We start from the raw sequence: 12,327 nt of genomic DNA, 5'->3' as shown, positions 1-12,327 counted from the left end.
CGAGGGCGGCCCGCCTCCCGCAGGCGGCCCGGCCGGAGGCTAGAAAGTGCTGCGACTGCGTATACCGCAGCACCTGGCATCGGCGTTATTCGTAGCCATGGCTTGTGCGGCGACGAGTATCATCGGCGCGGGCCCTGCCTCCGCACATGATGACAGCGGCAATTCGATAGCGTTGGTGTCGAACGATCAACGGCTGCTCGTCACCGCACCAGTGCTGTTCAGCGAGCTCGGCTACAAGGACACAACTGGCGACGGTTTGCTCGCTGAATCGGAGCTTCGTACACAAGAAACCACAGTGTCCGCCGGCTTGGTCGACGCCGTCCGGGACCATGTGGCGATCCAGATCGACGGCCAGGACGTCGAGATCATCGGAGCCGGCCATCCCGCCCAGTCGGTACTCACTGCCCCGTCGGAGTACGTCCAGGTTCTGTTCGCGACCGGCCCGCATGACGGCGACGTCTCGAACGTCGGCATGGACTGGTCCTTTACCTCACCGTCGACGCAAGTGTTGCTCGCAGGTCCCGACGGGTCGGTGGCAGGCCAGCTCTCGGAAGACGGGACGGTGTCGATCACAGTCGGTGCAGGCGCCACCATCCGGTCGTTTCTCGTCACCGGCATGGACCACGTGTTCTCCGGTCTCGATCACCTCCTGTTCCTGGTGGTACTGACCTTCGCCGTGGTGGGTTCTGCAGTGACCCGAGCCACCACGTTGCGAGTGGTAGCACTGGTCACCGCCTTCACCATCGGACACGCAACGAGCCTCACGCTGGCCTACTTCGATCTCGTGTCCATCCCCGCGCACTGGGTGGAGCCCGCTATATCACTGTCCATCGTCGCCGCAGCAGTACTGGCGATCCGAGGTAAAGGCGACACCATCCGGCCGTGGCTCGCCGCTCTGATCGGACTCGTCCACGGCTTGGGGTTCGCCTCCAGCCTGAGCACTCTCGGCCTCGTCACTGCTCACCACGTCAGCGCGCTTGCCGCTTTCAACATCGGCATCGATCTTGCGCAGACTTTCGTGGTACTTGTCGTAACAGCTGCAATCTGGGTTGTCGGAAAGATTTTCGCCGAGCGCAGGTCCTGGTTTCGAGTTGCAATCTGCAGCGGCGCAGGGCTTCTCGGGCTGGCCTGGACCGCGAGTCGTGTGTTGACGTAAATCGAAGCACGATCACATTCCGCGTCGTCCGGCAGCGGCAACCCACATGCTCACCACGCCACGAGGTCTCATGTTCTCGACCCTTTGTATGAGCCCGCAATCGAGGAGCCGACACCGTGTCAACAAAATCCAGCCTTGCCAGACTCCTGATCATTTCGGCGCTGTTCGTCTCCGCCTGCGGTAGCGACGGTTCGACCGACGAGTCAACGGCAGGATCCTCCGCTTCCGACAACGGGGCGGTGACAACGGTCGATCCTGACGCCTTCTTCGACGGAGCCCTCACCGAGGACGCAGTCACAACGGACTGCACGCTGGCAAGCGGAACCCAGACCTCCTGCTACGAACTGACGATTGCCGGTTTCCCCGCCACCCGCGACGAGATAGGCCCGTGGTGCCCGAAAACCACGTCCGACACTGCAGAAGATGCCGGGATCTGGTTCGACGGCGACGCGGTATACGACGTGGACGGCGAGTTCATCACGAGTCTCGCCGAGATCTACGACGACCCGACCTGGAAGCTGTACGACGACGAAGGCAACGTCCTGTCGACCGACTCGTCCGCGAAGTTCAACGACCTCGTCACCGGAGGAGCGCAAGACGACCCGGACGCCGGCCCGGTAAATCTGTGTGTGTACGGCGAGATCGAGTGGACAGAGAACGGTGGCGCTGTCCCCTCCACCATCGAAATCCCCATCACGCCAATCGTCGCCGACGAGCCCTCCGATGTCGGCGCAACTGTCGGCGTCACCCTCGATGGCGTGACCATCGACGGAAGCGCACCGATCGAACTCATTCTGGGCAACTACACGATCGGCGTTTTCGACGACTGCGGCGGTCATGTGAATCCGCAAGAGGGCTATCACATGCACGCGACGACGGGTTGCTCGAACGCCGAACAAGACGTCGACGAGGGCGAGACAGCGCTGTTCGGCTATGCCCTCGACGGCTACGGAATTCATGCACCTTACGAGAGCGACGCCCAGGCGGGGGCCGGGCTGGACGTGTGCAATGGTCACGACACCGACAGCCTCGGATACCACTACCACGCGAACACTGCAGCCGAGAATGCCGTCCTGACCTGCTTTCGCGGTGAGACGACTGAAACGGCGAATACGGGACCGGGCGCAGGTGGGCCACCGCCCGGCGGCGGCGCGCCTCCCAGCGACGGCCAGTGACCCAGACGAAGCCCCGCGAATCTTGTTGTTCGCCTAGGCGCCGTTGTTTCCTCGACCGTCACCCGTGACGCAACGACTTTGTGATCTCGGTCTATGCGTGTCAGCCACGAATACCACCGCAGCGGCGCGGTGACTCACCTCGCTGCTACGCCGTCCACACCGCACGGGTCGTCGACAACGGATCGTCGCACCTAGGACCAGCCTCGATCGACCGCCTGCCCGAGCGGTCCCCCAACTCGGCGATGGTGTACACCCGGTCCATTCGTCGGGGCTCCCAGGCGGTGCGGTCCTCTGGCGATCCACCTCGAGGACCGCCCGAGTTACCCTGTCCGCCAGAGGACGCCGATGAGCCGCCGTTGTAGGTGCGTTGGTGAGATGTCCTGGCGCGAAACCTCTTCAGGTCAACTGGGGTGCGGAAGCTTTGTCGACCACGAGCCATCCACCGTGATGCTCCGACGTCAGGAATCTGGCACCTGTCGACCGACCGAGCTCGATCAACGCCGCCCTGTCGAACGTGCGAACGTGCCCGTGACAGGTGGTGGTCTGGGTTTCGTAGGGCACGGCTACGACCACACGTATGCGGGCGATCCGGAGTGCTTCGGTGATGATTCTAGAGCCCGTCTCGGCATCGACATGTTCCAGCAGATGCAATGCCGTCACTGTATCGACGCTGCTGTCCGCAACAGGAACGTCGGCGGCGTCGCACACCACGGTGTCGAGCGTGATGCCGAGACGCGGCGCAACGGTAGCGAGCAGCCGCATGGTGCCCTCGGACAGGTCCGTGGCAGTTACGGAGCGGCCTTTCATGGCCAGCCTCAGTGGGAAGAAGCCGAAGCACGAACCCAAGTCGAGCACCGAGCCGACGACCAAGGACTCTGCGCGCTCATGGACGGGAGCGAAATCTGCAGAGCCTGAGACCAGCTCGTCCAGTGAGTTTCGGTAATACGTGGTCCACGCGTCGACCGGATCCGGGACGGTGGTGCGGACGAGTCCGACCAGCACCAACTCGAACTCACGCTGGGAAAGGCCAGCATGGCGGGCTTGGGCGGTAACGATGGGAACGAGACGTTCACCGATCTCGACCGAGGTCAGTCCGTGGTTTACTTGCACGGTGGATCCTGTTCTCACAGCATCGAACTCGAGTCCGGGTATGCGTCGCACCACGACGTTCTCGTGAGCCCAGACGCCATCGGGGCTCGCTGCGAGTGCATCCAATTCGGTCATCTCGATAGCCTTCTGTATTCGGGTGCGCTAAGGCGGTGGGTTCAGGCCGGACTGCAGTGGTGCGATCCCGGCGGTGAGTAGCTCGGCCAAATTCGATCGATCTTCGGTCAGCCACTGCTCGTATGCCGAGATTGCCACACCGAGGACCATCCAGCCAACCGTTCTCGGAAAGTGGTCTGTCGGATCGGAAGCGGTTCGTGCGGCGACGTATTCGGCAATGACAGCTCGCCAACCCTCGTACATGACCATCGAATAGCTCTGCAATGCCGGATTGCCCAGAATCAACGACATCCGCTGCCGGTGAACCGCGGCTTCTTCCTCGGGAAAAGAATTGAACTGAACCAGGGCGGAGCGCAATCCATCGGCGAGTCCGATGTTTTCGGGCAGGTCGTCCAGATGCGCCCTCAGTGCTGCGAGTTGAGAGTCGAAGTCACCCCAGGGAACTGCGTTCTTGGATGGGAAATAGCGAAAGAACGTTCGCCTCGCGATGCCTGCTGCGTCGGCTATGTCGTCGACGCTGGTCTCCTCGAAGCCTTTGGAAGAGAACAGTTCGATCCCGATATCGCTCAGTTCGCCCAACGTCGTGGACGGGCGTCGACCTACCCGATTGGACGGTTTCGCGCTCCTGGCCATATTTTCCTTCCATATTGTGTCTTTCTGCACCCAGTGCCATTATGGTGGTGATCCAAGCCACTGTCGATCGCGAGTGTGGTCCCCATCAATCTCAGGAGGTTACAGATGTCGAAGAACAACGAGAACGCTGTGGTCAGCACGGCTGTCGTCGAGTCCGATCTGGTCGAAGAGTCGTTGGTCGAGGAAGTGTCCATCGACGGCATGTGCGGCGTGTACTGATCATGACAGCTGCAGTGCAGGACGCACTCGATGTGGATGTGCCGTGGGCATTGCATCCGCAGGTGGCGCTGCGTCCCGAGTCGTTCGGGGCGCTGCTCTACCACTTCGGAACTCGCAAGCTCTCTTTTCTGAAGAACCGCACGATCGTGGCGATCATCCAATCGTTCCCCGATCACCCCGATATGCGCTCCGCGATCGCGGCCGCGGGCATCACCGAGGCCGGATCGGCTGCGTATGTGAAAGCGCTTGCGACGTTGGCCGACTCGAAGATGATCACGCGCCGCTAAGGACCATTGACCCTCGACCTTTCTCTGGACAGGACCGCCCCTATGACTTCCACACTCGAGAGACCAGCTCCGGTAGGAAAACTGGTCGATCAATTCGAACTCGGACTCGACGCGCCCATCTGTCTCACGTGGGAGCTGACCTACGCTTGCAATCTCTCGTGCGTGCACTGTCTGTCCTCGTCGGGTCGCCGTGATCCGCGCGAACTCAGCACCGAACAGTGCAAGTCGATCATCGACGAGTTGCAGAAGATGCAGGTGTTCTACGTCAACATCGGCGGCGGCGAGCCGACGGTGCGGTCGGACTTCTGGGAGCTCGTCGACTATGCGACGGCGCATCAGGTAGGGGTGAAGTTCTCCACCAACGGGGTCAAGATCGACAAGAAGGTCGCGGAGCGCCTCGCTGCGTCGGACTACGTGGATGTGCAGATCTCCATCGACGGCGCGACCGCAGAGGTCAACGACGCGGTGCGCGGTCCCGGTTCGTTCGACATGGCGTGCCGCGCCCTGGAAAACCTGAAGGAAGCGGGTTTCCGGGACGCGAAGATCTCGGTCGTCGTCACCCGCCACAATGTCGGCCAGCTCGACGACTTCAAGGCACTGGCCGACAAATACGCTGCAACGCTGCGTATCACACGACTTCGGCCCTCGGGTCGCGGCGCGGATGTGTGGGATGATCTGCACCCGACGGCGGGTCAGCAGCGTGAGTTGTACAACTGGCTCGTGGCCAACGGCGAGGGTGTGCTGACCGGTGACTCGTTCTTCCACCTGTCCGCTTTCGGTGATGCTCTTCCCGGGCTGAACCTCTGCGGTGCCGGGCGTGTGGTGTGTCTGATCGATCCGATCGGCGACGTCTACGCGTGCCCGTTCGCCATTCACGAGAACTTCCTCGCCGGCAACATCGTGCGAGACGCGAAGGACGGCATGGGCGGATTCCAATCCGTCTGGCAGACATCGGAATTGTTCCAGGAGCTGCGGTCACCGCAGACCTCGGGTGCGTGCACCAAGTGCGCCCATTTCGATTCGTGCCGCGGTGGCTGCATGGCCGCGAAATTCTTCACCGGCCTCCCCATGGACGGTCCGGATCCCGAATGCGTCATCGGTAACGGTGAGATGGCGTTGGCAGCGGCGGGGGAGATCCCCAAGTCGAGTGTCGACCATTCCCGTACCGGGCAACGTAAGACCCCTCGAAAGTCGGTGCCGCTCACGTTGATGATGCGTCCGCCGGCGAAAATCTGCGACGAGAACCCGCTCGCAGGAATGGAACAGGACACACAGTAATGGCCAAGAGTGCGTGGTTCGAGACCGTTGCCGAAGCGCAGCGGCGTGCGAAGAAACGTCTACCGAAGTCCGTGTACGCCGCCCTGGTGGCCGGCTCGGAGCGTGGTCTGACGATCGACGACAACATGGCGGCATTCGGCGAGCTCGGCTTCGCCCCGCATGTGGCGGGGTTGTCGGACAAGCGGGACCTGTCGACGACGGTGATGGGGCAGTCGCTGTCGTTTCCGGTGATGATTTCCCCGACGGGTGTGCAGGCAGTTCATCCGGACGGCGAGGTTGCTGTGGCGAGAGCGGCTGCAGCGCGGGGTATTCCGATCGGGTTGTCGTCGTTTGCCAGCAAGTCCGTCGAAGAGGTTGCGGCGGCGAATCCGCAGACGTTCTTCCAGATGTACTGGGTGGGTTCGCGTGAGGTCCTGCTGCAGCGGATGGAGCGGGCACGCGCAGCCGGCGCTGTCGGATTGATCATGACCCTGGACTGGTCGTTCTCCAACGGCCGTGATTGGGGTAGCCCGTCGATTCCGGAGAAGATGGACCTCAAGGCGATGGCTGCGTTCGCTCCGGAGGGCATCATGCGGCCGAAGTGGCTGTGGGAGTTCGCCAAGACGGGGAAGATTCCCGATTTGACGACCCCCAACTTGACTCCGCCGACGGGCGGGCCTGCTCCGACGTTCTTCGGGGCGTACGGCGAGTGGATGGGCACTCCGCTGCGACGTGGGAGGACGTGGCGTGGCTGCGTGAGCAGTGGGGTGGACCGTTCATGCTCAAGGGCGTCATGCGTGTCGACGACGCCAAGAAGGCAGTCGATGCAGGTGTCACGGCCATCTCGGTGTCCAATCACGGAGGCAACAATCTCGACGGGACCCCGGCCCCGATCCGGGCGCTGCCCGCGATCGCGGAGGCTGTCGGCGATCAGATCGAGATCACCCTCGACGGCGGAATACGGCGTGGCAGTGACGTTGTGAAGGCGTTGGCGCTCGGTGCGCGTGCGGTGTTGATCGGACGGGCATACCTGTGGGGTCTGTCGGCGGGTGGTCAGGCGGGCGTGGAGAACGTGCTCGACATCCTCCGTGGTGGCGTCGATTCCGCAGTCCTGGGGCTCGGACACTCGTCGGTACACGACCTGTCTGCGTCGGATGTCGTGATGCCTGCCGGGTTCGACCGCAGACTCGGCGTCTAGCTTCCGAGTCCGATGATCGACGAACCGTTCTCCTGCAACGGACGAACAGCTGCAAGCCGAGTGATGTTCGGCCCCCACGAGACCAATCTCGCAGTGGGCCGGGCATTCTCGGAGGAGATGGTGGCTTACTACGAGCGGCGCGCACGTGGGGGTACGGGCATCGTCGTCACCGAGGGTGCGTCGGTGCATCCCTCGGACTGGCCGTACGAGCGCTCCCCACTGGCCGCCGAATGCGACGAGGGATGGGCGGCGACCGCCCGGGCCTGCCACGATCACGGCAGCCTCGTGCTCGCGGGCTTGTCGCATACCGGATCGCAGGGGTCGAGTGCTTATTCGCGCAGCGCCCTGTGGGGGCCGTCCAGGATCGCCGATGTGTCCTCCCGTGAGTCGCCGCGCGAGATGGACTATGCCGATATTGCGCTGCTGACAGCAGATTTCGCGGAATCGGCATCCCGGGCGATGGCGTCGGGAATGGATGGGATCGAGCTCGACGCCGGCCCGCGGTCTCTGCTCCGTCAATTCCTGTCGGGGCTGACCAATCGCCGCGCCGATCGGTACGGTACCGACCGGAGCCTCCTGCTTCGCGAGGTCCTGGCGGCCACTCGCGCCGCTCTCGGTGCCGGCATCCTCGCGCTTCGGCTGAGCTGCGACGAGGGAGCACCGTGGGCCGGAATCGTCCCCGGCGCGGCCATCTCGACGGTGGCGGACTTGGCATCCGAGATAGATGTTCTCGTCGTCGTCCGCGGCAGCGCCATGACGGCGTCGTCGTATCGACCTGATTTCCACCAGCCGCAGGGTTTCAATCGAGAACTGTGTCGCTCGCTCCGCGAGGCCGTCGGCGGACAAATGTCGGTGGTGTTGCAAGGCAGCGTCGTCGATGCAGGTATGGCGAACGACGCTCTACGCGACGGGACCGCGGATCTGGTGGAAATGACCAGGGCGCAGATCGCGGATCCAGATCTCGTTGCCACGGTCCGTAAGGGCCGCGCTCCGAGACCGTGCGTGTTGTGCAACCAGAGCTGTCAGGTACGCGACCCTCGAAACCCGTTGGTGCAGTGCATCGGACGGGTCGAAGACGATCCGCTGCCCGACACCGATTCCGGTGAGGCGACGGTGGTCGGCGGCGGAGTCGCCGGGTTGGAGGCCGCTCGGGTACTGGCTGTGCGCGGATTCGCGGTGACCGTCCGCGAACGGACACAGCGCGTCGGCGGCATGCTCGCCGCGACACCGTTACGGGCCCTGCCGCTCTGGCTGGAATCTGAATGTCGCCGCCTCGGTGTGGATATCGTCACCGGAGTGAGCGCGGAGGACGGAACTATCGTGGCGACCGGAAGCCGGGCACCGACCTCGCACCTGACCGTGAGCGATCACGTTCAGTATCTCGACGCCGGCAGCGTTGCGCTCGGTAGCGCGATCGAGGCCGGTCCGGTTCTCGTGTTCGATCCCGTAGGCGGCCCGATTGCCGTCGATATCGTCGATCGACTCGTCGAAGCCGGACGGGAGGTCTCGATCGTCACCCCCGACGACGTCGTGGGTCGACACCTGTCTATGACAGGAGACATGGTGGCGTCGAATGTGCGACTTCGACGGGCCGGTGTCACGATGCATGTGATGTCCACAGTTCGATCGGCCGATGCTGCGGGTGCCCTGCTCGAGAACGTCCACACCGGTGAGCGTTCCGTGGTTCGCTGTACCGTCCTGGTCGATTGCTCTGCTCGAGAAGCGCTGCCCGCAAACGGGAATCGGGTGGGTGACTGCCTGGCTCCACGGACTGCCCTGGAGGCCGTTCGAGAGGGTCACGCCGCTGCAACGGCGGTTGCGTCGATGGCTGCTGCACGGTGACCGAGTACCCACGCTTGTTCGCTCCGCTCGCTCTGGGACCGAGAACGGTTCGCAACCGGGTGGTGTTCACCGCACATCTGACCAACTTCGCCGTCGACGGACTGCCCACCGAACGGCACGCCGCCTACTACGAGGCTCGGGCGCGCGGCGGTGCCGGGCTGATCATCACCGAGGAACAGTGCACCCACCCGTCCGATCGACCGTACGAGAAACTGGTTCGCGGCTACCTGCCCGAGGTGGTCCTCGGCTATCGACAGATCGCCGACGCCGTGCACCGGCACGGCGGTCTGGTGCTGGCGCAGCTGAACCACAACGGCGGACAGAGTTCGAGCATGTACTCGCGCGCGCCGATCCTGGCACCCAGCGCGGTGGCGGACCCGTTGTTTCGTGAAGTGCCCCGTGCCCTCGAACGCGACGAGATCCGCGAGATCGTTGCCGGGTATGCCCTCGTCGCGACGCACAGCCGGGTAGGCGGACTCGACGGCGTCGAACTTCAATGCTCCCAATCCTCGCTCATCCGAGGATTTCTCGCTCGCTCGAACAACCTGCGCGAGGACGGCTACGGCGGTGACCTGTGGGGGCGAACTCGCTTCCTGCGGGAGGTCATCGATGCCGTTCGCGAGGCGCTCGGTCCCGACCTGGTACTCGGCGTGCGTCTGGCGGGCTCCGAATCGGTCCAGGGCGGGATCGAGCTCGACGAGGCAATCGAGACGGCACGCATCGTCGAGGCCACCGGTGCGGTGGACTACATCAACACCGTCGTCGGAGTGGTGCATTCGTCGATGCATCTGATCGAAGCGTCGATGGCCACGGCTTCCGGATATGCGAATTTCGTACCTGCTGCAATTCGCGCGAGGGTGTCGTTGCCGGTCATCGGCGTCGGCCGATTCACCGCCCCTGCACAGGCGGAAGACGCGCTGTCGCAGGGTATCTGCGACCTGGTGGGGATCGCCAGGGGACAGATCGCAGACCCGGATTTCACCGTGAAAGCGGCCGCGGGGGCAGCGTCGACGATCAGGCCGTGCATCGGCTGCAATCAGGACTGCATCGGCCGCGTGGGGATGAACCTGTCGATCGGCTGTGTGGTGAATCCCTCCGTCGGCAACGAGATGCTGCTCCCCATGCCGAGAACGCGCTGCCTGAACGTCATCGTCGTCGGGGGAGGTCCCGCGGGCTTGCAGGCTGCATCGTCTGCAGCCCAGCGAGGTCATCGAGTGACTCTGTACGAGAGTCGGTCTCGTGTCGGTGGGCAGATCCTGACTGCCTCTGCTGCTCCACACCGGGAGGAGATCATGGGAGCGATCTCGGCACTGGAATCCGAATGCCGCCGCTACGGGGTGGCAATGGAGACGGGAACGACGCCGACGACACAGGAGATTCTCGCAGCGATGCCCGATCACGTTGTCGTTGCGACCGGAGCCAGGTCGGTACGCCCCGGCTGGGCCGGTGAACTCGACCGTATCGTCGACGTGCGGGACGTGCTCGACGGTCGATGCAGGCCGGAGGGTCGAGTACTGGTGTTCGACGAACTGGGATTTCACCAGGGGACGTCGACGGCGGAGTTTCTCGCCGGCAGCGGGTGCGCCGTCACCATCGCCACTCCGGGCATGGTCGTCGGGCAGGACCTCGGTTCGACTCTCGATCTGGTGGGATGGCGACGACGAGCGCACGCAGCATCGATCGTGTGTATGACCGAGGTGATTCCGTTGGAGGCGAAGGCGCACGGTGACGCCATAGTGACGACCCTGCTGCATCACGCGACCGGCCGATCTCGAGACATCGAAGTCGATTGGATCGTCTGCGCACTACATCAGGTACCGGTCGATGGACTGTGGAAGGACTTGGAGCACAGTGGGGTTCGCGTCGAACGCATCGGTGATGCACTGACCCCGCGGAGAATGGACTCCGCCATCATCGACGGGTCGCGATGGGCGGAGCGGCTCAGCTGCGAGTGAATCCCTCGAGCATCCCGGTGTAGAGCTTGGGCGGCGGGGGAGCGAATTCTCCCCGTTTTCCCGTGCCCAGCCCCAGGGTGATCAGGGACTGCACGAACAGCGTCCCCGCTGCCACACCATCGACCACCGGTACACCGATCTCGGCCGAAATGTGACGGCACAGATCGGCCATCCCGGCGCATCCGAGGACCACGGCGTCGCTGCCGTCCGTCTCGACGGCTACGCGGCACGCCTCGGTGACGATCTTGCGGGCGTCGGGGTCGGTCTCGAGATCCAGGACGGGTAACTCGCAGGCATGGATGCCGAGGCACTGTCGTCCGAAGCCGTAGTGGTCGGCCAGATCCTGTGCCCGCCCGACGGTGCGTCCGAGCGTGGTGACAACACTGAATCCTCGCCCCAGGAAACTGGCGGCGTGCATCGCCGCCTCCGCGATACCGACGACCGGCCCGGAGGCCATTTCACGAGCCGCGTCGACGCCGGGATCGCCGAAACAGGCGATGACGTAGCCGTCGACCCCCGCGGCCTCGCCGTTGGCGATCTCGGCGAGAATACCCGGGACGCTGAGGGCTTCGTCTACGTGGGATTCGATGGACACCGGTCCCATCGAGGGGCTGACCGCCTCGACGACGGTGCCCGGGCCGACCACGGCCCGGGCACAGTCACCGATCGTTGCGGTCATCGAACTGGTGGTGTTCGGATTGATGACCTTGATGAGCACGTGCGAAATCCTATGCCTTTGCTGGAACGTCGAAGTTGGTGACGGCCAGCTTGGTTCGCGTCGCCAGGTAGTAGTACATGACGAATCCGATGCCACAACCGATGAACCAGCTGTACTTCGACGCCGTCGACATACCAGCGAGTTCCATGCCGTCGATGGCCCCGTTGAAGAGCACGGTGAACATGGCTACCGCCGCGCCGACGACGGTGGAGTACACCGCGGCCGGGTTGTAACCCTTCGAGTACCAGTACAACCCGGTGGGCGACATGGTGAACAGTTCGTCGACGACGACCTTCTGCTTGCGGACGAGGTAGTAGTCGGCGATGAGGATGCCGAACAACGGTCCGATGAACGCGCCGAGGGTCTCCAGCGTCAGGTGAATGACATCGGGATTGTTGTACAGATTCCAGGGCGTGATCAGAACCGAGCCGATGGCCGCGATCATGCCGCCTGCGCGCCAGCTGATGCGCTGCGGGCTGACGTTGGAGAAGTCGAACGCAGGCGAGATGAAGTTGGCGACGATGTTGATGCCGATGGTGGCGATGGTGAAGGTCAAGGCGCCGAGCACGATGGCGAACGTGCTGTCGATCCGTGCGACGGTCTCGACCGGGTCGGTGATGAGCTCACCGAAGACCGGAATGGTCAGAGATGCGGTGACGACGA

Annotated in this window: 11 protein-coding genes and 1 pseudogene; 8 read left to right on the top strand and 4 right to left on the bottom strand. The window is 63.7% G+C overall.

The annotated features are described in order from the left end of the window. Positions 1-175 precede the first annotated feature (175 nt). Positions 176-1,156 (top strand): HupE/UreJ family protein, encoded by a 981-nt coding sequence (locus tag RHBS_RS15955; RefSeq protein ID WP_236745386.1) that lies wholly within the window; start codon positions 176-178, stop codon positions 1,154-1,156. A gap of 116 nt (positions 1,157-1,272) precedes the next feature. After that, the gene (locus RHBS_RS15950; RefSeq protein WP_128646012.1) at positions 1,273-2,331 is read left to right on the top strand and encodes a YHYH protein; all 1,059 of its coding nucleotides are present in this window, start codon (positions 1,273-1,275) and stop codon (positions 2,329-2,331) included. A gap of 396 nt (positions 2,332-2,727) precedes the next feature. On the opposite strand, the gene mftM is transcribed toward RHBS_RS15950, so the two are convergent. Further along, positions 2,728-3,555, bottom strand: coding sequence for a mycofactocin oligosaccharide methyltransferase MftM (gene mftM, locus RHBS_RS15945; protein ID WP_128646011.1), 828 nt, complete (start codon positions 3,553-3,555; stop codon positions 2,728-2,730). 27 nt (positions 3,556-3,582) lie between these two features. After that, on the bottom strand, positions 3,583-4,188 hold the full coding sequence (mftR, locus tag RHBS_RS15940; RefSeq protein WP_128646010.1) for a mycofactocin system transcriptional regulator: 606 nt from the start codon (positions 4,186-4,188) through the stop codon (positions 3,583-3,585). 105 nt (positions 4,189-4,293) lie between these two features. Between mftR and mftA the strand changes: the two genes are divergently transcribed. From mftA to RHBS_RS15910, 6 genes and pseudogenes are all read left to right on the top strand, one after another. Further along, positions 4,294-4,407, top strand: coding sequence for a mycofactocin precursor MftA (gene mftA, locus RHBS_RS15935; RefSeq protein ID WP_128646009.1), 114 nt, complete (start codon positions 4,294-4,296; stop codon positions 4,405-4,407). A 2-nt stretch (positions 4,408-4,409) separates the two neighbouring features. Further along, positions 4,410-4,694, top strand: coding sequence for a mycofactocin biosynthesis chaperone MftB (mftB, locus tag RHBS_RS15930; RefSeq protein ID WP_128646008.1), 285 nt, complete (start codon positions 4,410-4,412; stop codon positions 4,692-4,694). 42 nt (positions 4,695-4,736) lie between these two features. Continuing rightward, positions 4,737-5,972, top strand: a complete 1,236-nt coding sequence (gene mftC / locus RHBS_RS15925; RefSeq protein ID WP_128646007.1) for a mycofactocin radical SAM maturase — start codon at positions 4,737-4,739, stop codon at positions 5,970-5,972. After that, positions 5,972-7,149, top strand: a pseudogene (gene mftD / locus RHBS_RS15920) (pre-mycofactocin synthase MftD). The gene mftC and the pseudogene mftD overlap by 1 nt, the downstream one beginning before the upstream one ends. Before the next feature lie 12 nt (positions 7,150-7,161). Then, positions 7,162-8,991: a mycofactocin system FadH/OYE family oxidoreductase 1 gene (locus tag RHBS_RS15915; protein WP_128646006.1), complete on the top strand. Its 1,830-nt coding sequence runs from the start codon at positions 7,162-7,164 to the stop codon at positions 8,989-8,991. Further along, positions 8,988-10,946, top strand: coding sequence for a mycofactocin system FadH/OYE family oxidoreductase 2 (locus tag RHBS_RS15910; protein WP_128646005.1), 1,959 nt, complete (start codon positions 8,988-8,990; stop codon positions 10,944-10,946). Before RHBS_RS15915 ends, RHBS_RS15910 begins: the two co-directional genes overlap by 4 nt. Here RHBS_RS15910 and RHBS_RS15905 read toward each other — a convergent pair. Continuing rightward, complete coding sequence (locus tag RHBS_RS15905; protein ID WP_128646004.1) at positions 10,933-11,664, bottom strand: aspartate/glutamate racemase family protein; 732 nt, start codon at positions 11,662-11,664, stop codon at positions 10,933-10,935. The genes RHBS_RS15910 and RHBS_RS15905 overlap by 14 nt on opposite strands. Positions 11,665-11,674: 10 nt before the next feature. Next, positions 11,675-12,327: cytosine permease (locus RHBS_RS15900; RefSeq protein ID WP_187298511.1), on the bottom strand; the 653-nt coding region annotated here is incomplete at its 5' end.

Source organism: Rhodococcus sp. BS-15, assembly GCF_000813105.1.
Taxonomy (GTDB): domain Bacteria; phylum Actinomycetota; class Actinomycetes; order Mycobacteriales; family Mycobacteriaceae; genus Rhodococcoides.
The sequence above is the reverse complement of the archived record's forward strand: the minus strand, read 5'-3'. Positions and strand labels throughout refer to the sequence as shown.

What these genes read in the sequence shown, in the direction of transcription:
- mftM (WP_128646011.1), bottom strand. Translation starts at nt 3,555, where the DNA reads ATGACCGAATTGGATGCACTCGCAGCGAGCCCCGATGGCGTCTGGGCT.
- mftR (WP_128646010.1), bottom strand. Translation starts at nt 4,188, where the DNA reads ATGGCCAGGAGCGCGAAACCGTCCAATCGGGTAGGTCGACGCCCGTCC.
- mftA (WP_128646009.1), top strand. Translation starts at nt 4,294, where the DNA reads ATGTCGAAGAACAACGAGAACGCTGTGGTCAGCACGGCTGTCGTCGAG.
- mftB (WP_128646008.1), top strand. Translation starts at nt 4,410, where the DNA reads ATGACAGCTGCAGTGCAGGACGCACTCGATGTGGATGTGCCGTGGGCA.
- mftC (WP_128646007.1), top strand. Translation starts at nt 4,737, where the DNA reads ATGACTTCCACACTCGAGAGACCAGCTCCGGTAGGAAAACTGGTCGAT.
- RHBS_RS15915 (WP_128646006.1), top strand. Translation starts at nt 7,162, where the DNA reads ATGATCGACGAACCGTTCTCCTGCAACGGACGAACAGCTGCAAGCCGA.